The organism is Streptomyces sp. NPDC006140 (genome assembly GCF_040628815.1).
In the GTDB taxonomy this organism is placed as follows: domain Bacteria; phylum Actinomycetota; class Actinomycetes; order Streptomycetales; family Streptomycetaceae; genus Streptomyces.
In genome coordinates this window covers 100,423-126,046 of record NZ_JBEXTS010000021.1, presented here as the reverse complement: position 1 = coordinate 126,046, position 25,624 = coordinate 100,423, and the positions used below count along the sequence as shown (strand labels likewise).

Annotated in this window: 21 protein-coding genes; 19 read left to right on the top strand and 2 right to left on the bottom strand. The window is 71.9% G+C overall.

Annotation, left to right across the window (positions count from 1 at the left end; all coding sequences use genetic code 11):
- Nucleotides 1-88 precede the first annotated feature (88 nt).
- The 13 genes from ABZ386_RS37335 to ABZ386_RS37275 all read left to right on the top strand — a co-directional run bounded on the left by ABZ386_RS37335 (nucleotide 89) and on the right by ABZ386_RS37275 (nucleotide 16,008).
- Entirely contained in the window at nucleotides 89-1,075 is a 987-nt protein-coding gene (locus ABZ386_RS37335) for an aspartate carbamoyltransferase catalytic subunit (RefSeq protein ID WP_355720030.1), read from the top strand.
- Complete coding sequence (locus ABZ386_RS37330; RefSeq protein WP_351347057.1) at nucleotides 1,072-2,358, top strand: dihydroorotase; 1,287 nt, start codon at nucleotides 1,072-1,074, stop codon at nucleotides 2,356-2,358. Before ABZ386_RS37335 ends, ABZ386_RS37330 begins: the two co-directional genes overlap by 4 nt.
- Nucleotides 2,355-2,924, top strand: coding sequence for a hypothetical protein (locus tag ABZ386_RS37325; RefSeq protein ID WP_358968037.1), 570 nt, complete (start codon nucleotides 2,355-2,357; stop codon nucleotides 2,922-2,924). The genes ABZ386_RS37330 and ABZ386_RS37325 overlap by 4 nt, the downstream gene beginning before the upstream one ends.
- The gene (gene carA / locus ABZ386_RS37320) at nucleotides 2,921-4,060 is read left to right on the top strand and encodes a glutamine-hydrolyzing carbamoyl-phosphate synthase small subunit (protein ID WP_114250917.1); all 1,140 of its coding nucleotides are present in this window, start codon (nucleotides 2,921-2,923) and stop codon (nucleotides 4,058-4,060) included. The genes ABZ386_RS37325 and carA overlap by 4 nt, the downstream gene beginning before the upstream one ends.
- Entirely contained in the window at nucleotides 4,053-7,361 is a 3,309-nt protein-coding gene (gene carB / locus ABZ386_RS37315; RefSeq protein WP_351347051.1) for a carbamoyl-phosphate synthase large subunit, read from the top strand. Before carA ends, carB begins: the two co-directional genes overlap by 8 nt.
- A gap of 51 nt (nucleotides 7,362-7,412) precedes the next feature.
- Nucleotides 7,413-8,519: a quinone-dependent dihydroorotate dehydrogenase gene (locus tag ABZ386_RS37310; protein ID WP_351347049.1), complete on the top strand. Its 1,107-nt coding sequence runs from the start codon at nucleotides 7,413-7,415 to the stop codon at nucleotides 8,517-8,519.
- The gene (gene pyrF / locus ABZ386_RS37305) at nucleotides 8,516-9,358 is read left to right on the top strand and encodes an orotidine-5'-phosphate decarboxylase (protein WP_358968034.1); all 843 of its coding nucleotides are present in this window, start codon (nucleotides 8,516-8,518) and stop codon (nucleotides 9,356-9,358) included. The genes ABZ386_RS37310 and pyrF overlap by 4 nt, the downstream gene beginning before the upstream one ends.
- 266 nt (nucleotides 9,359-9,624) lie before the next feature.
- Entirely contained in the window at nucleotides 9,625-9,948 is a 324-nt protein-coding gene (locus tag ABZ386_RS37300; RefSeq protein WP_003977346.1) for an integration host factor, read from the top strand.
- A gap of 58 nt (nucleotides 9,949-10,006) precedes the next feature.
- Nucleotides 10,007-10,600: a guanylate kinase gene (gmk, locus tag ABZ386_RS37295; RefSeq protein ID WP_351347045.1), complete on the top strand. Its 594-nt coding sequence runs from the start codon at nucleotides 10,007-10,009 to the stop codon at nucleotides 10,598-10,600.
- Between the two features lie 70 nt (nucleotides 10,601-10,670).
- Nucleotides 10,671-10,943, top strand: a complete 273-nt coding sequence (gene rpoZ / locus ABZ386_RS37290) for a DNA-directed RNA polymerase subunit omega (protein WP_003988945.1) — start codon at nucleotides 10,671-10,673, stop codon at nucleotides 10,941-10,943.
- 139 nt (nucleotides 10,944-11,082) lie between these two features.
- Nucleotides 11,083-12,285 carry a bifunctional phosphopantothenoylcysteine decarboxylase/phosphopantothenate--cysteine ligase CoaBC gene (coaBC, locus tag ABZ386_RS37285; RefSeq protein WP_358968050.1) on the top strand — a complete coding sequence of 401 codons (1,203 nt, stop codon included), beginning with the start codon at nucleotides 11,083-11,085 and terminating at the stop codon, nucleotides 12,283-12,285.
- A gap of 237 nt (nucleotides 12,286-12,522) precedes the next feature.
- Entirely contained in the window at nucleotides 12,523-13,731 is a 1,209-nt protein-coding gene (metK, locus tag ABZ386_RS37280) for a methionine adenosyltransferase (protein WP_351347042.1), read from the top strand.
- A gap of 111 nt (nucleotides 13,732-13,842) precedes the next feature.
- Nucleotides 13,843-16,008: a primosomal protein N' gene (locus tag ABZ386_RS37275; protein ID WP_358968031.1), complete on the top strand. Its 2,166-nt coding sequence runs from the start codon at nucleotides 13,843-13,845 to the stop codon at nucleotides 16,006-16,008.
- A gap of 297 nt (nucleotides 16,009-16,305) precedes the next feature.
- Here ABZ386_RS37275 and ABZ386_RS37270 read toward each other — a convergent pair whose 3' ends face one another.
- Nucleotides 16,306-16,851, bottom strand: a complete 546-nt coding sequence (locus ABZ386_RS37270) for a hypothetical protein (protein ID WP_114250911.1) — start codon at nucleotides 16,849-16,851, stop codon at nucleotides 16,306-16,308.
- 323 nt (nucleotides 16,852-17,174) lie between these two features.
- Here ABZ386_RS37270 and fmt point away from each other — a divergent pair, with 323 nt between their 5' ends.
- Together fmt and ABZ386_RS37260 are read left to right on the top strand one after the other, a co-directional pair.
- On the top strand, nucleotides 17,175-18,107 hold the full coding sequence (fmt, locus tag ABZ386_RS37265) for a methionyl-tRNA formyltransferase (RefSeq protein ID WP_351347028.1): 933 nt from the start codon (nucleotides 17,175-17,177) through the stop codon (nucleotides 18,105-18,107).
- A 69-nt stretch (nucleotides 18,108-18,176) separates the two neighbouring features.
- Nucleotides 18,177-19,604, top strand: a complete 1,428-nt coding sequence (locus ABZ386_RS37260; RefSeq protein WP_351347026.1) for a transcription antitermination factor NusB — start codon at nucleotides 18,177-18,179, stop codon at nucleotides 19,602-19,604.
- On the opposite strand, the gene ABZ386_RS37255 is transcribed toward ABZ386_RS37260, so the two are convergent.
- Complete coding sequence (locus tag ABZ386_RS37255) at nucleotides 19,585-21,726, bottom strand: MMPL family transporter (protein ID WP_358968028.1); 2,142 nt, start codon at nucleotides 21,724-21,726, stop codon at nucleotides 19,585-19,587. The genes ABZ386_RS37260 and ABZ386_RS37255 overlap by 20 nt on opposite strands.
- A 140-nt stretch (nucleotides 21,727-21,866) precedes the next feature.
- Here ABZ386_RS37255 and rpe point away from each other — a divergent pair, with 140 nt between their 5' ends.
- The 4 genes from rpe to ABZ386_RS37235 all read left to right on the top strand — a co-directional run bounded on the left by rpe (nucleotide 21,867) and on the right by ABZ386_RS37235 (nucleotide 25,602).
- A complete protein-coding gene (rpe, locus tag ABZ386_RS37250; protein WP_037769158.1) occupies nucleotides 21,867-22,553 on the top strand; it encodes a ribulose-phosphate 3-epimerase in 687 nt (228 codons plus the stop codon).
- A gap of 78 nt (nucleotides 22,554-22,631) precedes the next feature.
- Nucleotides 22,632-23,675: a sugar-binding domain-containing protein gene (locus ABZ386_RS37245; RefSeq protein ID WP_351347021.1), complete on the top strand. Its 1,044-nt coding sequence runs from the start codon at nucleotides 22,632-22,634 to the stop codon at nucleotides 23,673-23,675.
- A gap of 3 nt (nucleotides 23,676-23,678) precedes the next feature.
- Nucleotides 23,679-24,050: a barstar family protein gene (locus tag ABZ386_RS37240; protein ID WP_198678099.1), complete on the top strand. Its 372-nt coding sequence runs from the start codon at nucleotides 23,679-23,681 to the stop codon at nucleotides 24,048-24,050.
- Between the two features lie 109 nt (nucleotides 24,051-24,159).
- Nucleotides 24,160-25,602, top strand: coding sequence for a GuaB1 family IMP dehydrogenase-related protein (locus ABZ386_RS37235; RefSeq protein WP_351347019.1), 1,443 nt, complete (start codon nucleotides 24,160-24,162; stop codon nucleotides 25,600-25,602).
- Nucleotides 25,603-25,624: the final 22 nt, after the last annotated feature.

The window sequence follows — 25,624 nt, the reverse complement described above, 5'->3', positions numbered from 1 at the left end:
GCCGCTGTCGTACGCCGGCTCAGTGCGCGTGCTCGCGCGCCCGTCTGCCCCGAATCTCCCGTTTGAACTGCCTTACGGAGCCTGACAGATGCAGCGTCATCTCATCTCGGCCGCCGACCTCACCCGTGACGACGCCGTCCTGATCCTCGACACCGCCGAGGAGATGGCCCGGGTCGCCGACCGGCCGATCAAGAAGCTGCCGACCCTGCGCGGCCGCACGATCGTCAACCTCTTCTTCGAGGACTCCACGCGGACCCGGATCTCCTTCGAGGCCGCCGAGAAGCGGCTGTCCGCGGACGTCATCAACTTCTCCGCCAAGGGCTCCAGCGTCTCCAAGGGCGAGTCCCTGAAGGACACCGCCCAGACCCTGGAGGCCATGGGCGTCGACGCCGTGGTCATCCGGCACGGCGCCTCCGGGGCCCCCTACCGGCTGGCGAACTCCGGCTGGATCGACGCGGTCGTCGTCAACGCCGGCGACGGCACCCACCAGCACCCCACCCAGGCCCTGCTGGACGCCTTCACCATGCGCCGCCGCCTGATCGGCCCCGACGCCGGGATCGGCCAGGACCTCGCCGGCCGGCGCATCACGATCGTCGGCGACGTCCTGCACAGCCGGGTCGCCCGCTCCAACGTCGACCTGCTGCACACTCTCGGCGCCGAGGTCACCCTCGTCGCCCCGCCGACCCTGCTGCCGGTCGGCATCGAGACCTGGCCCTGCGAGGTCTCCTACGACCTCGACAGCACGCTGCCCAAGTCCGACGCGGTGATGATGCTGCGCGTCCAGCGCGAGCGCATGAACGCCGCCTTCTTCCCGACCGAGCGCGAGTACTCCCGCCGCTACGGCCTCGACGGCGACCGCATGGCGCGGATGCCCGAGCACGCCGTCGTGATGCACCCCGGGCCGATGGTCCGCGGCATGGAGATCACCGCCGAGGTCGCCGACTCCGACCGCTGCACCGTCGTCGAGCAGGTCGCCAACGGGGTGTCCATCCGGATGGCCGTCCTGTACCTGCTGCTCGGCGGCAACGAGCCCGCCGTCACCCAGACCCGTACCGAGGAGAAGCAAGACCGATGAGCAAGATCCTGATCCGTGGTGCGAAGGTGCTCGGCGGCGAGCCGCAGGACGTGCTGATCGACGGCCAGACCATCGCTGACGTGGGCAGCGGGCTGTCCGCCGAAGGGGCCGAGGTCGTCGAGGCCGAGGGCAAGGTGCTGCTGCCGGGCCTGGTCGACCTGCACACGCATCTGCGCGAGCCGGGCCGCGAGGACTCCGAGACCGTCCTCACCGGCACGCGCGCCGCCGCCTCCGGTGGCTACACCAGCGTGTTCGCCATGGCCAACACCTTCCCGGTCGCCGACACCGCCGGTGTCGTCGAGCAGGTCTGGCGGCTCGGCCAGGAGCACGGCTACTGCGACGTCCAGCCCATCGGCGCCGTCACCGTCGGGCTGGAGGGCCGCAAGCTCGCCGAGCTGGGCGCCATGCACGAGTCGGCCGCCGGGGTCACCGTCTTCTCCGACGACGGCAAGTGCGTCCACGACGCCGTGATCATGCGCCGGGCCCTGGAGTACGTGAAGGCCTTCGGCGGTGTCGTCGCGCAGCACGCGCAGGAGCCGCGGCTGACCGAGGGCGCCGAGATGAACGAGGGCGTCGTCTCCGCCGAACTGGGCCTCGGGGGCTGGCCGGCGGTGGCCGAAGAATCGATCATCGCCCGGGATGTCCTGCTCGCCGACCACGTCGGCTCCCGCGTGCACATCTGCCACCTGTCGACCGCCGGGTCCGTCGAGATCGTCCGCTGGGCCAAGTCCCGCGGCATCGCCGTCACCGCCGAGGTCACCCCGCACCACCTGCTCCTCACCGACGAGCTGGTCCGCACCTACAACCCGGTCTACAAGGTGAACCCGCCGCTGCGCACCGAGCGGGACGTGATGGCCCTGCGCGAGGCGCTCGCCGACGGCACGATCGACATCGTCGCCACCGACCACGCCCCGCACCCGCACGAGGACAAGGACTGTGAGTGGGCCGCGGCAGCCATGGGCATGGTGGGGCTGGAGACGGCGTTGTCAGTGGTCCAGGAGACCATGGTCGACACGGGCCTGCTGGACTGGGCCGGCGTCGCCGACCGGATGTCCTTCAAGCCCGCGCAGATCGGACAGGCCACGGGCCACGGCCGTCCCGTCTCGGCAGGTGAGCCCGCCAACCTCACCCTGGTCGACACGGCATACCGTGGGCTCGTGGAACCCGCGGGCTTCGCCTCGCGCAGCCGCAACACCCCCTACGAGGGGCGTGAGCTGCCGGGCCGTGTGACGCACACGTGGCTGCGGGGCAAGGCCACGCTCGTCGACGGGAAGCTCACGTGACACCTGTACTGCTGCTGGCCGCCGAGAAGGAATCGGCGCAAGTGACCGACTGGGCCGCCCGCATCGGCTGGGTCGTCGGCCTCGCCCTCTTCGTCGCGCTCGTCTACTGGCTGATGCGCGAGGGCTGGAAGTGGCGCGGCACCCTCCAGGGCGACCTGCCCGAGCTGCCCACCACCCCGGACGAGACGGGCGCGGTGCGCCTGACCATGAGCGGCCGCTACCACGGCTCCACCACCGCCGGGCAGTGGCTCGACCGCATCGTCGCCCACGGCCTGGGCACCCGCAGCCGCGCCGAGCTGACGCTGACGGACGCCGGACTGGACGTCGTACGCCCCGGGGCGGACGACTTCTTCATCCCGGTGGCACAGCTGCGCGAGGCCCGGCTCGACAAGGGCATCGCCGGAAAGGTGCTCACCGAGGGCGGCCTGCTGGTCGTCACCTGGGCACACGGCGACCGGCTGATCGACTCCGGCTTCCGCTCCGACCACGCGGCCGAGCACAACGAGTGGGTCGAAGCCATCAACTCCATGATCGACACGAACACCAGGGAAGGCGCCGAACGATGACCACCTCCACCAGGGGAGCCAAAACTCCCGCCGTACTCGTCCTGGAGGACGGCCGGGTCTTCCGCGGCCGCGCCTACGGGGCCGTGGGGGAGACCTTCGGCGAAGCGGTGTTCTCCACCGGCATGACCGGCTACCAGGAGACCCTCACCGACCCCTCGTACCACCGCCAGGTCGTGGTGATGACCGCCCCGCACGTCGGCAACACCGGCGTCAACGACGAGGACCCCGAGTCCAAGCGCATTTGGGTCTCCGGTTACGTCGTGCGCGACCCCGCGCGCGTGCCGTCCAACTGGCGCTCCCGGCGCTCGCTCGACGAGGAGCTGGCCGCGCAGGGCGTCGTCGGGATCTCCGGCATCGACACCCGCGCCCTCACCCGCCACCTGCGCGAGCGCGGCGCCATGCGCGTCGGCATCTTCAGCGGCGACGCGGTCAAGGACGACAGCGCGCTCCTCGCACGCGTGCAGGAAGCCCCGCAGATGAAGGGGGCGAACCTCTCCGCCGAGGTCTCCACCACCGAGCCGTACGTCGTGCCCGCGATCGGCGAGAAGAAGTTCACCGTCGCCGCCGTCGACCTCGGTATCAAGGGCATGACCCCGCACCGCATGGCCGAGCGCGGCATCGAGGTGCACGTGCTCCCGGCGACCGCGACCGTCGAGGACGTCTACGCGGTGAACCCGGACGGCGTGTTCTTCTCCAACGGCCCGGGCGACCCGGCCACCGCCGACCACGCCGTCTCCGTCATGCAGGGCGTCCTGGAGCGCGGCACGCCGCTGTTCGGCATCTGCTTCGGCAACCAGATCCTCGGCCGCGCCCTCGGCTTCGGCACCTACAAGCTGAAGTACGGCCACCGGGGCATCAACCAGCCGGTGCAGGACCGTACGACCGGCAAGGTCGAGGTCACCGCGCACAACCACGGCTTCGCCGTCGACGCCCCGCTCGACCAGGTCTCCGAGACCCCGTTCGGCCGCGCCGAGGTGTCGCACGTGTGCCTGAACGACAACGTGGTGGAGGGGCTGCAGCTCCTCGACCGCCCCGCCTTCAGCGTCCAGTACCACCCCGAAGCGGCGGCCGGCCCGCACGACGCCGCCTACCTGTTCGACCGCTTCGTGAAGCTCATGGAGGGCCAGCGTGCCTAAGCGCACCGATATCCAGTCCGTCCTGGTCATCGGCTCCGGCCCGATCGTCATCGGCCAGGCCGCCGAGTTCGACTACTCCGGCACCCAGGCGTGCCGCGTGCTGAAGTCCGAGGGCCTGAGGGTCATCCTCGTGAACTCCAACCCGGCGACGATCATGACCGACCCGGAGATCGCCGACGCGACCTACGTCGAGCCGATCACCCCCGAGTTCGTCGAGAAGATCATCGCCAAGGAGCGGCCCGACGCGCTGCTGCCCACCCTGGGCGGCCAGACGGCCCTCAACACCGCCATCTCGCTGCACGAGAACGGCGTCCTCGACAAGTACGGCGTCGAGCTGATCGGCGCCAACGTGGAGGCGATCCACAAGGGCGAGGACCGCGACCAGTTCAAGGCGGTCGTGGAGGAGGTCCGCAAGAAGATCGGCCACGGCGAGTCCGCCCGGTCCTACATCTGCCACTCCATGGACGACGTCCTCAAGGGCGTCGAGGAGCTGGGCGGCTACCCGGTCGTCGTCCGCCCCTCCTTCACCATGGGCGGCGCCGGCTCCGGCTTCGCCCACGACGAGGAGGAGCTGCGCCGCATCGCCGGCACCGGCCTCACCCTCTCGCCGACCACCGAGGTGCTCCTGGAGGAGTCCATCCTCGGCTGGAAGGAGTACGAGCTGGAGCTGATGCGCGACAAGAACGACAACGTCGTGGTCGTCTGCTCCATCGAGAACTTCGACCCCATGGGCGTCCACACCGGCGACTCGATCACCGTCGCGCCCGCGATGACGCTGACCGACCGCGAGTACCAGGTGCTGCGCGACGTCGGCATCGCGATCATCCGCGAGGTCGGCGTCGACACCGGCGGCTGCAACATCCAGTTCGCGGTCAACCCGGCCGACGGCCGCGTGATCGTCATCGAGATGAACCCGCGCGTGTCGCGCTCCTCGGCGCTCGCCTCCAAGGCCACCGGGTTCCCGATCGCCAAGATCGCCGCCAAGCTGGCCGTCGGCTACACGCTGGACGAGATCCCGAACGACATCACGCAGGAGACCCCGGCCTCCTTCGAGCCGACGCTCGACTACGTGGTCGTGAAGGCCCCGCGGTTCGCCTTCGAGAAGTTCCCGAGCGCCGACTCCACCCTCACCACCACCATGAAGTCGGTCGGCGAGGCCATGGCCATCGGCCGGAACTTCACCGAGGCCTTCCAGAAGGCCCTGCGCTCCCTGGAGAAGAAGGGCAGCCAGTTCACCTTCGTCGGCGAGCCCGGAGACAAGGACGAGCTGCTGCGCGCGTCGGTCCGCCCCACCGACGGCCGGATCAACACCGTCATGCAGGCGATCCGCGCGGGCGCGACGCCCGAGGAGGTCTTCGAGTACACGAAGATCGACCCCTGGTTCGTCGACCAGCTCTTCCTGATCAAGGAGATCGCCGACGAGCTGGCGGCCGCTCCGGAGCTGACCACCGACCTGCTCGCCGAGGCCAAGCGGCACGGCTTCTCCGACCAGCAGATCGGCGAGATCCGAGGCCTGCGCGAGGACGTCGTCCGCGAGGTCCGGCACGCGCTCGGCATCCGCCCGGTCTACAAGACGGTCGACACCTGCGCCGCCGAGTTCGCCGCGAAGACGCCGTACTTCTACTCCTCCTACGACGAGGAGACCGAGGTCGCGCCCCGCGAGAAGCCGGCCGTCATCATCCTGGGCTCCGGCCCGAACCGCATCGGCCAGGGCATCGAGTTCGACTACTCCTGCGTCCACGCCTCCTTCGCCCTGAGCGACGCGGGCTACGAGACCGTGATGGTCAACTGCAACCCGGAGACCGTCTCCACGGACTACGACACCTCCGACCGCCTGTACTTCGAGCCGCTGACGCTCGAGGACGTGCTGGAGATCGTGCACGCCGAGCAGCAGGCGGGCCCGGTCGCGGGCGTCGTCGTCCAGCTCGGCGGCCAGACCCCGCTGGGCCTGTCGCAGGCGCTCAAGGACAACGGCGTGCCGATCGTCGGCACCTCCCCGGAGGCCATCCACGCCGCCGAGGACCGGGGCGCCTTCGGCCGGGTCCTCAAGGAGGCCGGCCTCCCGGCCCCCAAGCACGGCACCGCCACCACCTTCGCCGAGGCCAAGGCCATCGCCGACGAGATCGGCTACCCGGTCCTGGTCCGTCCCTCGTACGTCCTCGGCGGGCGCGGCATGGAGATCGTCTACGACGAGACGCGCCTGGAGGCGTACATCGCCGAGTCGACCGAGATCAGCCCCTCCCGGCCGGTCCTGGTCGACCGCTTCCTCGACGACGCCATCGAGATCGACGTCGACGCGCTCTACGACGGCGAGGAGCTGTACCTCGGCGGCGTCATGGAGCACATCGAGGAGGCCGGCATCCACTCCGGCGACTCGGCGTGCGCCCTGCCCCCGATCACCCTCGGCGGCTTCGACATCAAGCGCCTGCGCGCCTCCACGGAGGGCATCGCCAAGGGCGTCGGCGTCCGCGGCCTGATCAACATCCAGTTCGCGCTCGCGGGCGACATCCTCTACGTCCTGGAGGCCAACCCGCGCGCCTCCCGGACGGTCCCCTTCACCTCGAAGGCGACGGCGGTGCCGCTGGCCAAGGCCGCCGCCCGCATCTCGCTGGGCGCGACCATCGCCGAGCTGCGCGCCGAGGGCCTGCTCCCGGCGAACGGCGACGGCGGCGAGCTGCCGTTCGACGCGCCGATCTCCGTCAAGGAGGCCGTCATGCCGTGGTCGCGCTTCCGCGACATCCACGGCCGCGGCGTCGACACGGTCCTCGGCCCGGAGATGCGCTCCACCGGCGAGGTCATGGGCATCGACTCCGTCTTCGGCACGGCCTACGCCAAGTCGCAGGCGGGCGCCTACGGCCCGCTGCCCACCAAGGGCCGCGCGTTCATCTCGGTCGCCAACCGCGACAAGCGCTCGATGATCTTCCCGGCCCGCGAGCTGGTCGCCCACGGCTTCGAGCTCCTGGCCACCTCCGGCACGGCCGAGGTCCTCAAGCGCAACGGCATCAACGCCACGGTCGTGCGCAAGCAGTCCGAGGGCACCGGCCCGAACGGCGAGAAGACCATCGTCCAGCTCATCCACGACGGCGAGGTCGACCTCATCGTCAACACCCCGTACGGCACCGGCGGCCGCCTCGACGGCTACGACATCCGTACGGCGGCCGTGGCGCGCTCCGTGCCCTGCCTGACGACCGTCCAGGCGCTCGCGGCGGCGGTCCAGGGCATCGACGCCCTCAACCGCGGGGACGTGAGCGTCCGATCGCTCCAGGAACACGCGGAACACCTGACCGCGGCCCGCGACTAGCAGCCCCGAGGGGGACACCGGAAACGGTGTCCCCCTCTTCGTGAGGACACCATGTACAAGATCTTCTTCCGCCTCGTCTTCAAGCGGCTGGACCCGGAACAGGCGCACCACTTGGCCTTCCGCTGGATCCGCCTGGCCGCCCGCGTGCCCGTGCTGCGCACCTTCCTCGCGGCCGCCCTCGCGCCCCGCCACAAGGAGCTGCGCACCGAGGCCCTCGGCCTGCGCATGCACGGCCCCTTCGGGCTCGCGGCGGGCTTCGACAAGAACGCCGTCGGCATCGACGGCATGGCCATGCTCGGCTTCGACCATGTCGAGATCGGCACGGTCACCGGCGAGCCGCAGCCCGGCAACCCCAAGCAGCGGCTGTTCCGCCTGGTCAAGGACCGGGCGCTGATCAACCGCATGGGCTTCAACAACGACGGCTCGCTCCGGGTCGCCGCCCGCCTGGCCTCCCGCACCCCCGTCTTCAAGACGGTCGTCGGCGTCAACATCGGCAAGACCAAGGTCGTCCCGGAGGAGGAGGCCGTCGCGGACTACGTGAAGTCCGCCGAGCGGCTCGCGCCCTACGCCGACTACCTGGTGGTCAACGTCTCCTCCCCGAACACGCCCGGCCTGCGCAACCTCCAGGCCACCGAGGCGCTGCGCCCCCTGCTCAGCGCGGTCCGCGAGGCCGCCGACCGCACCGTCGCCGCGCGGCGCGTCCCGCTGCTGGTCAAGATCGCGCCGGACCTCGCCGACGAGGACATCGACGCCGTCGCCGACCTCGCCCTGGAACTGGGCCTGGACGGCATCATCGCCACCAACACCACCATCGCGCGTGAGGGACTCGGCCTGAAGTCCGGCCCGTCCCTGGTCGAGGAGACCGGCGGCCTGTCCGGGGCGCCCCTGAAGGAACGCTCCCTGGAGGTCCTGCGGCGCCTCTACGCGCGCGTGGGCGACCGGATCACCCTGGTGGGCGTCGGGGGCGTCGAGAACGCCGAGGACGCCTGGCAGCGCATCCTGGCCGGTGCCACGCTGGTGCAGGGCTACAGCGCCTTCATCTACGAGGGGCCCTTCTACGCCCGCGCGATCCACAAGGGGCTCGCCGCGCGCCTGCGCACCAGCCCGTACGCCACGCTCGCCGACGCGGTGGGCGCAGACGTGAGGAGCTCCGTATGAGCCTGGAACCCTTCGGCGCGCGTCTGCGCCGGGCCATGGACGAGCGCGGCCCGCTGTGCGTCGGCATCGACCCGCACGCCTCGCTGCTCGCCGAGTGGGGCCTGAACGACGACGTGGCGGGCCTGGAGCGGTTCAGCCGCACGGTCGTCGAGGCGGTCGCCGACCGGGTCGCCGTGCTCAAGCCGCAGAGCGCGTTCTTCGAGCGCTTCGGCTCCCGCGGCGTCGCCGTCCTGGAGACGTCGGTCGCCGAGGCCCGGGCGGCCGGCGCGCTGGTCGTGATGGACGCCAAGCGCGGCGACATCGGCTCGACCATGGCCGCCTACGCCGAGTCCTTCCTGCACAAGGACGCGCCGCTGTTCTCCGACGCGCTGACGGTCTCGCCGTACCTCGGCTACGGCTCCCTCAGCCCGGCCGTCGCGCTGGCCCGGGAGAGCGGCGCCGGGCTGTTCGTGCTGGCGCTGACGTCCAACCCGGAGGGCGGCGAGGTCCAGCACGCCGTGCGCTCCGACGGCCGGAACGTCGGAGCGACGATGCTCGCCCACCTCGCCGCGGAGAACGCGGGGGAGGAGCCCCTGGGGTCCTTCGGGGCGGTCGTCGGCGCCACCCTCGGTGATCTGTCGTCGTACGACCTCGACATCAACGGCCCGCTCCTAGCGCCCGGCATCGGCGCCCAGGGGGCCACGCCGGCCGATCTTCCCAGGGTCTTCGGCGCCGCGGTGCGCAACGTCGTGCCGAACGTCAGCCGGGGAGTGCTACGCCACGGTCCCGACGCGGTCGCTCTGCGTGACGCCTCCGAGCGCTTCGCGGAGGAGATCCGTCACATCGTGGCGGCGTCCTGACCTCTTCCCGAGACCTCCGATGAGTGGTCCGGGGCCCGCTTGAGTCTGAATACATCCTCAAATCCGGGGCAGTATGTCCTAAATGCCCGTTCAGATGAAGGCTGACCAGGACTTTTCCGCTGTTCTCGCTGACTCTGGCGGACTTGCCCGCTAGTCTCCGACGAGAGTCAACGGGCAAGCGTGTTGCTCGTGGCTCCCCAGGTGTGGGGCGACTAGGTTCCTCACCGGTCCGTATCCGACAGTTCGACATCCGAGGTGACGTAGGCGTGGCTCTTCCGCCCCTTACCCCTGAACAGCGCGCAGCCGCGCTCGAAAAGGCCGCCGCGGCTCGCCGGGAGCGGGCCGAGGTCAAGAATCGACTCAAGCACTCCGGCGCCTCCCTCCACGAGGTCATCAAGCAGGGCCAGGAGAACGACGTCATCGGCAAGATGAAGGTCTCCGCCCTCCTTGAGTCCCTGCCGGGCGTGGGCAAGGTCCGCGCCAAGCAGATCATGGAGCGACTCGGTATCTCCGAGAGCCGCCGGGTGCGCGGCCTCGGTTCCAACCAGATCGCCTCCCTGGAGCGCGAGTTCGGCAGCACCGGCTCCTGAACCGGGCACTCCGGGGAAGCGAGTCCCGGGCACTCCGGGATTGCTGGATAATCGCTGCATGGCTGTAACACCCCGGGGGACGACCCCCGTACCCCCGGACGCACGTCCGCGGCTGACCGTGCTCTCCGGCCCCTCCGGGGTCGGCAAGAGCACGGTCGTCGCCCATATGCGCAAGGAACACCCCGAGGTCTGGCTCTCGGTGTCGGCGACGACCCGCAAGCCCCGCCCCGGCGAGCAGCACGGAGTCCACTACTTCTTCGTCACCGACGACGAGATGGACAAGCTGATCGCCAACGGCGAACTGCTGGAGTGGGCCGAGTTCGCCGGCAACCGCTACGGCACGCCGCGTGCGGCCGTGCAGGAGCGCCTGGAAAAGGGCGAGTCCGTCCTGCTGGAGATCGACCTGCAGGGCGCCCGCCTGGTCCGGGAGTCGATGCCCGAGGCCCAGCTGGTGTTCCTGGCCCCTCCCTCCTGGGAGGAGCTGGTGCGCAGGCTCACCGGGCGGGGCACCGAACCGCCCGAGGTGATCGAGCGCAGGCTCGAGGCCGCCAGGATCGAGCTGGCCGCCGAGCCGGAGTTCGATACGACGCTGGTCAACACCTCCGTCGAGGATGTGGCGCGCGAGCTGCTAGCCTTGATGAACGTCGTGTGACCATCGCTGATCGATCCGGTCCTCGCTGATCACCCCGACAGAATCTTTCCCATCCATCGGAAGGTAGAGCGTGTCCTCTTCCATCTCCGCGCCCGAGGGCATCATCAACCCGCCGATCGACGAGCTCCTCGAGGCCACCGACTCGAAGTACAGCCTCGTGATCTACGCGGCCAAGCGGGCCCGCCAGATCAACGCGTACTACTCGCAGCTCGGCGAGGGCCTCCTCGAGTACGTCGGTCCCCTCGTCGACACCCACGTCCACGAGAAGCCGCTCTCGATCGCCCTCCGCGAGATCAACGCGGGGCTCCTGACGTCCGAGGCCGTCGAGGGCCCGGCGCAGTAAGTCGTATTTGCAGCTTGATGCTGACTTTTCCACAGGCCCGGCAGGCCGACTGCCGGGCCTGTGGTGTGTCATGGAGTCGTACGGTGGGCCGGTCGCCGAGGTCCGGGTCGCCGAGGTCCGGGGAGAGACGGGGAGCAACGTGGACAAGCCGAAGGTCGTTCTGGGGGTCAGCGGCGGCATCGCCGCGTACAAGGCCTGTGAGCTGCTGCGGCGGCTGACGGAGTCGGGCCATGACGTGCGCGTGGTGCCCACCGCCTCCGCGCTGCACTTCGTCGGTGCCGCGACCTGGTCCGCGCTCTCCGGAAAGCCGGTCTCCACCGAGGTCTGGGACGACGTGCACGAGGTGCCGCACGTCCGCATCGGGCAGCACGCCGACCTGGTCGTCGTCGCCCCGGCCACCGCCGACCTGCTCGCCAAAGCGGCCCACGGCCTCGCCGACGACCTCCTCACCAACACCCTGCTCACCGCCCGCTGCCCGGTCGTCTTCGCCCCCGCCATGCACACGGAGATGTGGGAGCACCCGGCCACCCAGGAGAACGTGGCGACGCTGCGCCGCCGCGGCGCCCTCGTCATCGAGCCGGCCGTGGGCCGCCTCACCGGCGTCGACACCGGCAAGGGCCGGCTGCCCGACCCGGCCGAGATCTTCGAGGTCTGCCGAAGGGTGCTGGCCCGGGGCGTCAGAGAGCCGGACCTCAAGGGCCGGCACGTCGTGGTGAGCGCCGGGGGCACCCGCGAGCCCCTGGACCCCGTCCGCTTCCTCGGCAACCGCTCCTCCGGCAAGCAGGGCTACGCCCTCGCCCGCACGGCGGCCGCCCGCGGCGCCAGGGTCACGCTGATCGCGGCCAACGCCACCCTGCCCGACCCGGCGGGCGTGGACGTCGTACCGGTCGGCACGACCGTGCAGCTGCGCGAGGCGGTACTCAAGGCCGCCGCCGAGGCCGACGCCGTGGTGATGGCGGCGGCGGTGGCGGACTTCCGCCCGGCGACGTACGCGGCCGGGAAGATCAAGAAGAAGGACGACCAGGAGCCGGAGCCGATCACCCTGGTGCGGAATCCGGACATCCTCGCGGAGGTCTCCGCCGACCGGGCCCGCGCCGGACAGGTGGTCGTCGGCTTCGCCGCGGAGACGGACGACGTCCTCGCCAACGGCCGCGCCAAACTGAAGCGCAAGGGGTGCGATCTGCTGGTGGTGAACGAGGTGGGGGAGCGGAAGACCTTCGGTTCCGAGGAGAACGAGGCGGTCGTGCTCGGCGCCGACGGCAGTGAGACGGCGGTGCCGCACGGCCCCAAGGAAGCCCTGGCCGAAACTGTGTGGGACCTCGTCGCCGAGCGCCTCGGCTGATGCTCGAGTCGCCTCGGAAGCCGATCAAACCCGGCCGATCCAGGCGTGGCGCCTCTGGCCAACGCCGCTCGGCATTGGGCAGAATGCCCGTGCCGCAGGTCACAGCACTCCCGAGTGGCGAGACAGGGGGACCGTGGCCGAAGCGTGACCGATAAACTGTTCCACGGACGGCGCCGGGTGCAGCCCCCGCCGTCCGCCAATGATCAGCCAGCAGCCGCTGCAACCCCAGGGAGCGTTGTGTCCCGTCGCCTGTTCACCTCGGAGTCCGTGACCGAGGGTCACCCCGACAAGATCGCTGACCAGATCAGCGACACCATTCTCGACGCGCTCCTGCGCGAAGACCCGACCTCCCGGGTCGCCGTCGAGACCCTGATCACGACCGGCCTGGTGCACGTGGCCGGCGAGGTCACGACCAAGACGTACGCGGACATCGCGACGCTGGTCCGGAACAAGATCCTCGAAATCGGCTACGACTCCTCGAAGAAGGGCTTCGACGGCGCCTCCTGCGGCGTCTCGGTGTCGATCGGCGCGCAGTCGCCCGACATCGCCCAGGGTGTGGACACGGCGTACGAGTCCCGTGTCGAGGGCGACGAGGACGAGCTCGACAAGCAGGGCGCCGGCGACCAGGGCCTGATGTTCGGCTACGCGACGGACGAGACGCCGACGCTGATGCCGCTGCCCATCTTCCTCGCGCACCGCCTGTCCAAGCGCCTGTCCGACGTGCGCAAGAACGGCACGATCCCCTACCTGCGCCCGGACGGCAAGACCCAGGTCACCATCGAGTACGACGGCGACAAGGCGGTCCGCCTGGACACCGTCGTCGTCTCCTCGCAGCACGCGTCCGACATCGACCTGGACTCCCTCCTGGCCCCGGACATCAAGGAGTTCGTCGTCGAGCCGGAGCTGAAGGCGCTCCTGGACGAGGGCATCAAGCTCGACACGGAGAACTACCGGCTCCTGGTCAACCCCACCGGCCGCTTCGAGATCGGCGGCCCGATGGGCGACGCCGGCCTGACCGGCCGCAAGATCATCATCGACACCTACGGCGGCATGGCCCGCCACGGCGGCGGCGCCTTCTCCGGCAAGGACCCGTCCAAGGTGGACCGCTCGGCGGCGTACGCGATGCGCTGGGTCGCCAAGAACGTGGTCGCCGCGGGTCTCGCCACCCGCTGCGAGGTCCAGGTCGCGTACGCGATCGGCAAGGCCGAGCCGGTCGGTCTGTTCGTGGAGACCTTCGGTACCGCCAAGGTCGACACGGACCGGATCGAGAAGGCGATCGACGAGGTCTTCGACCTCCGCCCGGCCGCCATCATCCGCGACCTCGACCTGCTCCGCCCGATCTACTCCCAGACCGCGGCGTACGGCCACTTCGGCCGCGAGCTGCCCGACTTCACGTGGGAGCGCACGGACCGCGTGGACGCGCTGCGCAAGGCGGCGGGGCTGTAGTCCCCACGCTTCACCGCCGAGGCCCGGCTCCCTTCGGGGGCCGGGCCTCGGCGTGCCCCGGGGTCTGACGGGCGCCGTCGTCTGTCAGTGGTCTTTGGTAAGAATGCAAGCGTGAGCAGCGAGAACGAACAGGCGGGTGGCGGTGGCGAGGGTGCGCCGCCGGAGCAGCTCGCGCTCATCCGGGAGAGTGTGCGGAAGGCGAAGACCCCCCGGGCCAAGCCGCGTACGTGGCGGGGGGCCGCGCTCGCCAAGGAGCTGCCCGTGGCGCGGGTGCTCGTCGACAAGGGCGTGCTGCATCTCGACCGGTACTTCGACTACGCCGTCCCCGAGGAGCTGGACGAGCAGGCCCAGCCGGGCGTGCGGGTGCGGGTGCGGTTCGGGGCCGGGCGGCACCGGGTGCGGGAGGGGCGTCGCGAGGGCGGCGGGCTGATCGACGGCTTCCTCGTCGAGCGGCTGCCCGAGTCCGACTACTCCGGGCCGCTGGCCGCCCTCGCCCAGGTCGTCTCGCCCGAGCCGGTGCTGAGCGAGGAGCTGCTGGGGCTGGCCCGGGCGGTCGCCGACCGGTACGCGGGCAGCCTCGCCGACGTCCTGCAGCTCGCGGTGCCGCCGCGCAACGCACGGGCCGAGCAGCGCGCCTCCGCCGAGCCCCTGCCGCCGCCCCCGGCGCCCGAGGCCGGGTCCTGGCAGCGGTACGAGCGGGGAGCGGCCTTCCTGGAGTCGCTGGCCTCCGGCGGTGTGCCCCGGGCCGTGTGGAACGCGCTGCCGGGCCCCCAGTGGAGCGAGGAGCTGGCCCGGGCGGTGGCGGCGACGCTGGCCTCGGGCCGGGGGGCGCTGGTGGTCCTGCCCGACGGCCGGGCCGTCGCCCGGGTCGACGCCGCGCTGACGTCCCTGCTGGGGGAGGGACGGCACGCGGTGCTCACCGCCGACGCCGGTCCCGAGAAGCGGTACGCGCAGTGGCTCGCGGTGCGGCGGGGATCCGTCCGGGCCGTGATCGGGACCCGGGCCGCGATGTTCGCACCGGTGCGGGACCTCGGGCTGGTCGCCCTCTGGGACGACGGGGACGACAGCCACAGCGAGCAGCACGCCCCCCAGCCGCATGCCCGCGAGGTGCTCCTGCTGCGGGCGGCCCAGGACAAGTGCGGCTTCCTGCTGGGCAGCTGGTCCTGCACGGTGGAGGCCGCGCAACTCGTCGAGAGCGGCTGGGCGCGGCCCCTCGTCGCCGGGCGGGAGCAGGTGCGGGCAGCCGCTCCGCTCGTACGGACCGTCGGGGACGGGGACCTCGCCCGGGACGAGGCCGCTCGCGCCGCCCGGCTGCCGAGCCTCGCCTGGCAGGCCGTCAGGGACGGGTTGCGGCTGGGGCCGGTGCTGGTGCAGGTGCCCCGGCGGGGTTACGTGCCGCGCATGGCGTGTGCCAACTGCCGTGCCCCCGCGCGGTGCGGGCACTGCTCGGGGCCGTTGGAGACGCGGGACGGCGGTGCCCTGTGCTGTGGCTGGTGCGGCCGTGAGGAGAGCGGCTGGCACTGCCCGGAGTGCGGGTCCTTCCGGCTGCGGGCCTCGGTCGTGGGGGCACGGCGGACCGCCGAGGAACTCGGACGGGCCTTTCCCGCCGTGCCGGTGCGGACCTCAGGGCGTGAACATGTGCTCGACACGGTGCCGGGAGCGCCCGCGCTGGTCGTGAGTACGCCGGGGGCGGAGCCCGTCGCCGAGGGCGGTTACGCGGCGGCGTTGCTGCTGGACGGGTGGGCCATGCTCGGGAGGCCCGATCTGCGGGCCGGGGAGGACGCGTTGCGGCGGTGGATCGGGGCCGCGTCCCTCGTCCGGCCGCAGTCGGCCGGCGGCACGGTGGTGGTCGTCGCCGAGCCGACGCTGCGACCCGTGCAGGCGCTCGTGCGGTGGGACCCCGTCGGACACGCGGTGCGCGAGCTGGCGGAGCGGGCCGAGCTGGGGTTTCCGCCGGTGTCGCGGATGGCGGCCGTGTCGGGGCCGCCGGATGCGGTGGCCGACTTCCTGCGCACGGCCGAACTGCCGCCGGAGGCCGAGGTGCTGGGGCCCGTGCCGTTGCCCGTTCCCCCTCCGGGGCGACCGAGGCGGGCGGGGGCGCCGCCGCCCGGGGAGCAGTGGGAGCGGGCGTTGCTGCGGGTGCCGCCGGGGAAGGGGGCGGCGCTGGCCGCCGCGCTGAAGGCCGCGCAGGCTGCGCGGATGGCCCGGGGGAGCGGGAGTGGGAGTGGGAGCGGTGCCTGGGTCTGGGTGCGGATCGATCCGGCTGATATCGGGTGAGGGGGGTGTCGCATCGCCGGGGTGCGGACGGTGGGCGTTGCCCGGGGTGCGAGCGGTGGCGTCGCCCTGGGTGCGAAGGGTGGCGTTGCCCGGGGTGCGGACGGTGCGTCGCCCTGGGTGCGAGCGGTGGCGTCGCCCTGGGTGCGAAGGGTGGCGTTGCCCGGGGTGCGGACGGTGCGTCGCCCTGGGTGCGAACGGTGGCGTCGCCCTGGGTGCGAAGGGTGGGCGTTGTCCGGATGCGCGGCTGCCCTCCCGGAGGTGTTCCGGGAGGGCAGGGCGGGTAGGGGCAGTGGTAGGTCAGCCGTTGCGCGGGCCCGGGAAGGCGGTCGGCCTTGCCTCGTCGCGGAGTGCCGGGCTGCCTGCCGTCGGCTGCGTGGGCATGGAGCGGGCCGCGGGGACCGTCGGCACGGTGGGGAGGCCCGTGTTCACACTGACCGTGCGCGTGCCGGACGGCTCCGGCGTGCGCTCCGGCTCGGCCGCGGCCGGCTGGGCCGTGGCGCGGCGGGCGCCGTAACGGCGGTGGACCGCCTGTTTGGTGACTCCGAGCGCGGAGCCCACCGCGTCCCACGAGAAGCCGAGTGAACGGTCGAAGTCCACGGCCGCCGTGACCAGGGTCTCGACACTGTCCCGCAGCTCCTGGGCGAGACGTACCGTCGGGGCGGGGGCGCGTCCGTAGACGACGAAGCCCGTGGAGGGACCTGAGCGGCGCGGGCGGTAGACGTTGCCCAGCTGGGCGGTGAGCGTGCGCAGTGCGTCCACCTGCCGGCGGACCCGCTCGATGTCCCGCACCAGCAAGTGCAGGCTGGCCCGAGCCTGGGCGTCGTGGGTTGCGTGGTCGGCCATGAACAAGCCTCTCGAACCGGCGTTGAAAGGAATGGGCCGCGATCGCGGCCCGATGTGGTCAACTCTGTCTTGACCAACGCGGATTCGCTCCGCTGGTCACGGTGTGGGGGCGTGGGGGCATATGCGTGCGCCTGTTTGCGCGGGGCGTGCGCCTCGGCCTGCGGCCTTCGGCGTCGTCTCCCACCCGCGCACCGCCCGTAACTGTCCGCCGAGAGGCCCGGCTCTCCCGTGGGGGATGAGCGCCGTCGGCGGCTTCCCCGTTCCGGCTCATAGACTTGGGCGTTGCCCGTCGTCCACCCCGCCCGAGAGGCCCCCACCACCCCATGAAGCTCGTCTTCGCCGGTACACCCGAGGTCGCCGTTCCCGCTCTGGACGCTCTTCTCGCCTCCGGGCGGCACGAGGTGGCCGCTGTCGTCACGCGGCCCGACGCGCCGGCCGGACGCGGACGCAGGCTCGTCGCGTCGCCCGTCGCCGAGCGGGCGGAGGAGGCCGGGATCGAGGTGCTGAAGCCCGCGAAGCCGAAGGACCCCGAGTTCCTGGAGCGGCTGCGGGAGATCGGGCCGGACTGCTGCCCCGTCGTTGCCTACGGCGCGCTGCTGCCCCGGGTCGCCCTCGACGTCCCGGCGCACGGCTGGGTCAATCTGCACTTCTCCCTGCTGCCCGCCTGGCGGGGCGCCGCGCCCGTGCAGCACGCCATCATGGCCGGGGACGAGATCACCGGGGCGTCGACCTTCCTGATCGAGGAGGGGCTCGACTCCGGGCCGGTGTACGGGACGGTCACCGAGGAAATCCGGGCCACCGACACCAGCGGGGATCTGCTGACCCGGCTCGCCTTCGCCGGTGCCGGGCTGCTCGCGGCCACCATGGACGGGATCGAGGACGGCACCCTGAAGGCCGTGCCGCAGCCCGCCGAGGGGGTCACCCTGGCCCCGAAGGTCAACGTCGAGGACGCCCGCGTCGACTGGAACGCGCCCGCGCTGCGCGTCGACCGGGTGGTGCGCGGTTGCACCCCCGCCCCGGGCGCGTGGACCACCTTCCGCGGTGAGCGGCTCAAGCTCATCCAGGTGACGCCCGTTCCCGACCGGACGGACCTCGCCCCGGGGCAGATCTCCGCCGGGAAGAACAACGTGTACGTCGGCACCGGCTCGTACGGCGTGGAGCTGCTGTGGGTGCAGGCGCAGGGCAAGAAGCCGATGCGGGCGGCGGACTGGGCGCGCGGGGTGCGGATCAGCGAGGGGGAGCGGCTCGGGGGCTGACGCGGCGACACGTCCGGGGCCGCGTAGGCTGGAGGGCGCACTTCATCTCACCCCCGGAGCACCTTTTTCGTGAGCGACCAGCCCCGTCGGCCCCGCCCGTCCGGCAAGCCCTACCGTCGGCCCAAGAAGGACCCCGTCCGCATCCTCGCCTTCGAGGCGCTGAGGGCCGTGGACGAGCGGGACGCCTACGCCAACCTCGTTCTGCCGCCGCTGCTGCGCAAGGCACGGGAGAAGGAGGGCCCCGAGGCGTTCGACGCCCGGGACGCTGCGCTCGCCACCGAGCTGGTGTACGGCACGCTGCGGCGGCAGGGCACGTACGACGCGGTCATCGCGCGGTGCGTCGACCGGCCGCTCGGTGAGGTCGACCCGCCGGTGCTGGACGTGCTGAGCCTCGGCGCGCACCAGCTGCTCGGGACGCGCATCCCCACCCACGCGGCCGTGTCCGCCACCGTCGAGCTCGCCCGGGTCGTGCTGGGCGACGGACGGGCCAAGTTCGTCAACGCCGTGCTGCGCAAGGTCGCTCAGGACGATCTGGACGGCTGGCTGGAGCGGGTCGCGCCGCCCTACGACGAGGACCCCGAGGACCATCTCGCCGTGGTCCACTCCCACCCGCGCTGGGTCGTGTCCGCACTGTGGGACTCCCTCGGCGGCGGGCGCGCCGGCATCGAGGAGCTGCTGCGCGCCGACAACGAGCGGCCCGAGGTGACCCTGGTGGCCCGCCCCGGCAGGGCCACCGCCGAGGAGCTGCTCGGGGAGGACGCCGCCGTGGCCGGGCGCTGGTCGCCGTACGCCGTGCGCCTGGCCGAGGGCGGTGAGCCGGGTGCCATCGCGGCCGTGCGGGACGGGCGCGCGGGCGTGCAGGACGAGGGCAGTCAGCTCGTGGCGATCGCCCTCGCCAACGCGCCCCTGGACGGTCCCGACCGGCGGTGGCTGGACGGGTGCGCGGGCCCCGGCGGCAAGGCCGCGCTGCTCGGCGCGCTCGCGGCGCAGCGGGGCGCCGCCCTCGTCGCCTCCGAGAAGCAGACCCACCGCGCCGGGCTCGTGGCCAGGGCGCTGGAGGGCAACCCTGGGCCGTACCAGGTGATCGCCGCGGACGGGACGCGTCCGGCCTGGCGGCCGGGCAGCTTCGACCGGGTGCTGGTCGACGTGCCGTGCACCGGGCTCGGTGCCCTGCGGCGCCGTCCCGAGGCGCGCTGGCGGCGCCGCCCGGAGGACCTGGAGGGGTTCGCGCCGCTCCAGCGCGGGCTGCTGCGGAGCGCCCTGGAGTCGGTGCGGGTCGGCGGTGTCGTCGGCTACGCGACCTGCTCGCCGCACCTGGCCGAGACCCGGGCCGTGGTCGCCGACGTCCTCAAGCAGCATCCGGACAGCGACCTGCTCGACGCCCGGCCGCTGCTGCCCGGCGTACCGGACCTGGGTGAGGGGCCCGACGTACAGCTGTGGCCGCATCTGCACGGGACCGACGCGATGTACCTGGCGCTCATTCGCCGGACCGGCTGACCCCCGCCGGGACGCTCTCCCGGGCCGTTGCGCCGCCGTCCTCCCGGGCCAGCCGGTGCGGCCACCACACCTTCGGGCCCACGTCCAGGAACAGTGACGTCACCAGGATCGAGCGGACGACGAAGGTGTCCAAGAGCACGCCGAGGGCGACCGCGAAGCCGATCTCGGCGAAGGCGACCATCGGGAGGGTGCCGAGGGCGGCGAAGGTGCCCGCCAGGACCAGGCCGGCGGAGGTGATGACCGCGCCGGTGGCGGCCAGACCGGTGACCACGCCCGGTCTCGTGCCCTGGCGGGCCGCCTCCTCGCGGATGCGTGTGGTGAGGAAGATGTTGTAGTCGATGCCCAGGGCCACCAGGAAGACGAAGACGAACAGCGGGAAGTCCGTCGACTCGCCCGCGTAGTCGAACAGGTACCGGAAGGCGAGCGCGCTGATGCCGAGCGCCGCCGCGAACGACAGGATCACCGTCCCGATCAGCAGCAGTGGGGCGATCAGGGCGCGCAGCAGCACGCACAGGATCAGCAGCACGACCACCAGCACCAGCGGGATGATCAGCACGTTGTCGTGCGTGGTCGCCTCGTCCATGTCCAGCAGGGCCGCCGTACCGCCGCCCACCCGGGCGTCGGCGTCCGGTACCGCGTGCACGGTGTCCCGGACCCGCTCCACCGTCTGCTTGGCGGCCTCGCTGTCCGCCGGGGCGGTCATGGTGGCCTCGAACAGCACCCTGCCCTCGAAGGCCGGTTTCGTGCCGGGCGGCAGCCCGAGGGACTGCGGGACCACGCCCGGCGTCGCGGCGACCGCGCGGCCCACCTGCTCGGCCTGTGTCTGGTCGCTGACGATGACCAGGGGGTCGCCGCTGCCCGCCGGGAAGTAGCGCGCCGACACCTCCTGGCCGGTGATCGAGTCCGGTTTCCCGGTGAACGCGTCCGCGTTGCCGATGCCCTCCGCGCGCAGCTGGATCAGCCCCAGCGAGCAGACCGCCAGGACCAGCGCCGTCACGGCCCAGGTCATCCGCGGCCGGTGGGCGATGCGGCGGCCCATGCGGGCCCACACGCCCCGCTCGGTCGGTTCGGGGGAGCCGAGGTGTGGGACCACCGGCCAGAAGATCCACCGGCCGAAGATCACCAGCAGGGCGGGGAACAGGCTCATCATCGCCAGCAGGGCGACGGCGACGCCGATCGCGGCGACCGGGCCGAGGCCGCTCGTCGAGTTCATTTCGGCGGCCAGCAGCACCAGCATGCTCAGCACGACCGTCGCGCCGGAGGCGAGCACCGCCGGGCCGGCGCGGTGCAGCGCCAGGGCCATCGCCTCGTGCCGGTCCTCGTGCCGGCGCAGCTCCTCCCGGTAGCGGGCGACCAGCAGCAGGGCGTAGTCCGTCCCCGCGCCGAACACGAGCACCGTGAGGATGCCGGCGCTCTGGCCGTTGACCGTCAGGCCCGCGTGCTCGGCCAGCAGGTAGATCAGCGCCTGCGAGGCGAACAGCGCGCAGACCACCGCGACCAGGGGCACCAGCAGCAGGGTCAGGCTGCGGTAGGTGATGAGCAGCATGACGATGACGACGGCCATCGCCGAGAACAGCAGGGTCGAGTCGATGCCCTCGAAGCCCTCCGCGAAGTCCGCGGACGTGCCGCCCGGGCCGGTGATGTGCACGGCAAGACCGCCGCCGCCCTCCCCGACGTCCTCGCGGATGGAATCCACGGCGGGCGAGATCCGCTCCCAGCCCTTCTCGTCCATCGTGATCGGCACGAACACCTGGGCCGCGCGCGGATCGGCCTGCCGGTCGAAGACCGGACCCCGGGTCTGCGCGCCCATGATCCCGTGGTCGCGCAGCTCCTTGAGCTGCCGCACGTCCTCGGCGATCTCCGCCCGGTCCCGCGCCGTCAGCCCGCTGTCGCGCGCGTAGATCACGATCGCCGGGATCTGCTCGGGCCGGAAGTCCTCCGACTCCTGCAGCACCTGCGTCGACTCGGCGGACCCCGGCAGCCAGGACGAGGCGTCGTTGTCCTGCGCGTCGGTCAGCTTCATGGCGAACGGCGCCGCGACGAACAGCACCACCACCCACAACACCAACACCAGCCACTTGGCCCGCCGCCCGCAGACGAGATGAGCAACGCCCTGTTTCATCACATCCCCCTCCGCGGAAGCGCCCCGCAGGGGGCGCGGGGAACTGCGCGAGCAGCCACACACGGCCCGCAGCCGCCGTACCACCGTCCTCGTCCGGGACCGATGCCCACAACCCCCGGAGGGCATGGCAGGCTTAGGGCATGGCCGTGCAGATCAACCCCAGCATCCTCTCCGCCGACTTCGCCCGCCTCGCGGACGAGGCGAAGGCCGTGGAGGGAGCCGACTGGCTCCACGTCGACGTCATGGACAACCATTTCGTCCCGAACCTCACGCTCGGCGTGCCGGTCGTAGAGTCGCTCGCCCGTGCGACGGACACCCCGCTGGACTGCCATCTGATGATCGAGGCCCCCGATCGGTGGGCGCCCCAGTACGTGGAAGCGGGGGCCGGTTCCGTCACCTTCCACGTCGAGGCGGCCGCCGCCCCGGTCCGGCTCGCCCGGGAGATCCGGGCCAAGGGCGCCCGGGCCTCCATGGCGCTGAAGCCCGCGACCCCCATCGAGCCGTACGAGGACCTGCTCCCCGAGCTCGACATGCTGCTGATCATGACGGTCGAGCCGGGCTTCGGGGGACAGGCCTTCCTCGACATCATGCTTCCGAAGATCCGCCGCACCCGCGAGTTGATCAGCAAGCACGGACTGGAACTCTGGCTCCAGGTCGACGGCGGAGTCTCCGCTTCCACCATCGAGCGGTGCGCGGACGCCGGAGCCGACGTCTTCGTGGCCGGATCGGCGGTCTACGGGGCAAACGACCCGGCAGAGGCGGTACGTGCACTACGCACCCAGGCGGAGGCGACGACGGCGAAAGCCTCCTGGGCCTGCGACCACTGAGCCACAGCAAAGTGAACGGCTCTCATCAGGGCTGATCATCCGCGCCGGATCTGCAAGGATGAACGGCGAATCCAGAGTGTGAACAGCAGTGAGGAGATCGCCGTGTCGGGTATGTCGGCGGGCCGGTCAGCCATGCGGATGGGACCCGCTGAGCTGGTGCAGGCGGCGGCCATGGCCCGCCGCTTCTACCTCGAGGGCAAGTCCAAGATCCAGATCGCCGAGGAGTTCGGCGTCAGCCGCTTCAAGGTGGCCCGGGTCCTGGAGACCGCCCTCGAACGGGATCTCGTACGTATCGAGATCCGTGTGCCTGCGGAGCTGGACGCCGAGCGCTCGGACGCGCTCCGCGCCCGCTACGGCCTCAGGCACGCCGTCGTGGTCGAGTCCCCGGCCGAGGCCGAGGAGTCGCCCGACCCCGAGAACCTGGGAGAGGTGGCCGCCGACCTGCTCGGCGAACTGGTCGACGAAGGAGATGTGCTGGGCCTGGCCTGGGGCCGCTCCACCATCCACATGGCGGCGGCGCTCGACCGGCTGCCGCCCTGCACGGTGGTGCAGCTGACGGGTGTGTACGACGCCGGGACCGCCGAACGCGGCTCGGTCGAGGCCGTCCGCCGCGCCGCGCAGGTGTCCGGCGGGGACGCCCACCCCATCTACGCGCCGATGCTGCTGCCCGACGCGGCCACGGCCACGGCGCTGCGCAACCAGACGGGCATCGCCCGGGCCTTCGAGCACTTCGACAAGGTCACCGTCGCCTGCGTCTCCATCGGCTCCTGGGAGCCGGGCATCTCCACGGTGCACGACATGCTCAGCGACGAGGAGCGGGCGCACTACGCCTCCCTCGGGGTCGCCGCCGAGATGTCCGCGCACCTCTTCGACGCGGAGGGCCGCCGCGTCGGACGGGACCTGGGCGAGCGGTGCATCACCGTCAAGGCCGACCAGCTCCGCCGCATCCCCGAGGTCGTCGCGATCGCGGGCGGGCAGCGCAAGGGGCCGGCCATCGACGCGGTGCTGCGCTCCGGGCTCGTCACCAGCCTGGTGACGGACACGTCGGCCGCGGACTACCTGATGACGGCGGGCCCGGCACCGAAGCCCGCGCTCAACCGCGCCGACCCGGACGGAGTCTGACGGGTGGTCGGTCAGACGCACGGGGTGCACGACCCGGCGGGCCGGATCGTGGTCGTCCTCGACCTCGAAGGGGTCACGGACAAGGCGGGTCTCATGGACCGCTGCGCCCGTGACCTGTCCCTGCCCGAGTGGTTCGGCCGCAACTGGGACGCTCTCGCCGACTGTCTGGCCGACCCCGCCCTCTGGCCCGAGGGCGCCGTGGACCGGGGGCTGCTCGTCGTCGTCCGGGGCTGGCGGGCCTACGCCGAGGCGCGGCCCGAGGAGTGGCAGGTCGCGGAGGAGATCTTCGCCGAGGCGACGGACCGGGGCCCCGGCCTCTTCGTCACCCTCGGCCTTGGAGAATCCTCCGAACGGCCCCCTGACCAGCCTGGATGATTCGCTGGGGGACGTGTGCGCACCCGGCATGGGAGAATGAAGTACGTGCTCTTTTCCCCCTGGCCGGCCGGTCGGGGGGTCACCTCTGATCGACTGGGATGTGCAGCACGTGCGTTTCCTCAATGACATCCGGCCCGGGTACGACCTGACGTACGACGACGTCTTCATGGTGCCGAGCCGCTCCTCGGTCGGCTCGCGGCAGGCCGTCGACCTCAGCTCCCCGGACGGCACGGGCACCACCATCCCGCTCGTCGTCGCCAACATGACCGCCATCGCCGGGCGCCGCATGGCCGAGACCGTGGCCCGCCGCGGCGGCCTCGTGGTGATACCGCAGGACATTCCGATCGAGGTGGTCACCGACGTCGTCTCCTGGGTGAAGAGCCGCCACCTGGTCCTGGACACCCCGATCATCCTGTCCCCGCACCAGACGGTCGCGGACGCGCTGTCCCTGCTGCCCAAGCGCGCGCACAACGCCGGTGTCGTCGTCGACGAGCACCACAAGCCGATCGGCGTGGTCACCGACTCCGACCTGTCCGGCGTCGACCGCTTCACGCAGCTCTCCGAGGTCATGTCCCGGGACCTGCTGCTCATCGACGCGGGCATGGACCCGGGCGAGGCCTTCGACACGCTCGACCACGCCAACCGCCGCTACGCCCCCGCGGTCAACGAGGACGGCACGCTCGCCGGCATCCTCACCCGCAAGGGAGCCCTGCGTGCCACGCTGTACAAGCCCGCCACCGACGCGCGGGGGCGGCTGCGCATCGCCGCCGCCGTCGGCATCAACGGCGACGTCGCGGGCAAGGCACAGCAGCTGCTGGACGCGGGCGTCGACACCCTCGTCATCGACACCGCGCACGGCCACCAGGAGTCGATGATCAGCGCCCTGAAGCTGGTGCGCGACCTCGACCCGCAGGTCCCGATCGTCGCGGGCAACGTGGTCGCCGCGGCCGGCGTGCGCGACCTGATCGAGGCGGGCGCCGACATCGTCAAGGTCGGTGTCGGGCCGGGCGCCATGTGCACCACGCGCATGATGACCGGCGTCGGCCGGCCGCAGTTCTCCGCCGTCCTGGAGTGCGCCGCCGAGGCGAGGAAGTACGGCAAGCACGTGTGGGCCGACGGCGGTGTCCGCCACCCGCGCGACGTGGCCATGGCCCTCGCCGCCGGCGCGTCCAACGTGATGATCGGCTCCTGGTTCGCGGGCACCTACGAGTCCCCCGGCGACCTCCAGCACGACGCGCAGGGCCGCGCCTACAAGGAGTCCTTCGGCATGGCCTCCGCCCGCGCCGTGCGCAACCGCACCTCGGAGGAGTCGGCGTACGACCGGGCCCGCAAGGCGCTGTTCGAGGAGGGCATCTCCACCTCCCGCATGTTCCTCGACCCGGCCCGCCCCGGCGTCGAGGACCTGATCGACTCGATCATCGCGGGCGTCCGCTCCTCCTGCACCTACGCCGGCGCCGGCTCCCTGGAGGAGTTCGCCGAGAAGGCCATCGTCGGCATCCAGAGCGCCGCCGGCTACGCCGAGGGCAAGCCGCTGCACGCCAGCTGGAGCTGACCCGCCCAACGCCCTTGTGCAC

What these genes read in the sequence shown, in the direction of transcription:
- ABZ386_RS37335 (WP_355720030.1), top strand. Translation starts at nt 89, where the DNA reads ATGCAGCGTCATCTCATCTCGGCCGCCGACCTCACCCGTGACGACGCC.
- ABZ386_RS37330 (WP_351347057.1), top strand. Translation starts at nt 1,072, where the DNA reads ATGAGCAAGATCCTGATCCGTGGTGCGAAGGTGCTCGGCGGCGAGCCG.
- carA (WP_114250917.1), top strand. Translation starts at nt 2,921, where the DNA reads ATGACCACCTCCACCAGGGGAGCCAAAACTCCCGCCGTACTCGTCCTG.
- ABZ386_RS37310 (WP_351347049.1), top strand. Translation starts at nt 7,413, where the DNA reads ATGTACAAGATCTTCTTCCGCCTCGTCTTCAAGCGGCTGGACCCGGAA.
- pyrF (WP_358968034.1), top strand. Translation starts at nt 8,516, where the DNA reads ATGAGCCTGGAACCCTTCGGCGCGCGTCTGCGCCGGGCCATGGACGAG.
- gmk (WP_351347045.1), top strand. Translation starts at nt 10,007, where the DNA reads ATGGCTGTAACACCCCGGGGGACGACCCCCGTACCCCCGGACGCACGT.
- ABZ386_RS37270 (WP_114250911.1), bottom strand. Translation starts at nt 16,851, where the DNA reads ATGGCCGACCACGCAACCCACGACGCCCAGGCTCGGGCCAGCCTGCAC.
- fmt (WP_351347028.1), top strand. Translation starts at nt 17,175, where the DNA reads ATGAAGCTCGTCTTCGCCGGTACACCCGAGGTCGCCGTTCCCGCTCTG.
- ABZ386_RS37255 (WP_358968028.1), bottom strand. Translation starts at nt 21,726, where the DNA reads ATGAAACAGGGCGTTGCTCATCTCGTCTGCGGGCGGCGGGCCAAGTGG.
- rpe (WP_037769158.1), top strand. Translation starts at nt 21,867, where the DNA reads ATGGCCGTGCAGATCAACCCCAGCATCCTCTCCGCCGACTTCGCCCGC.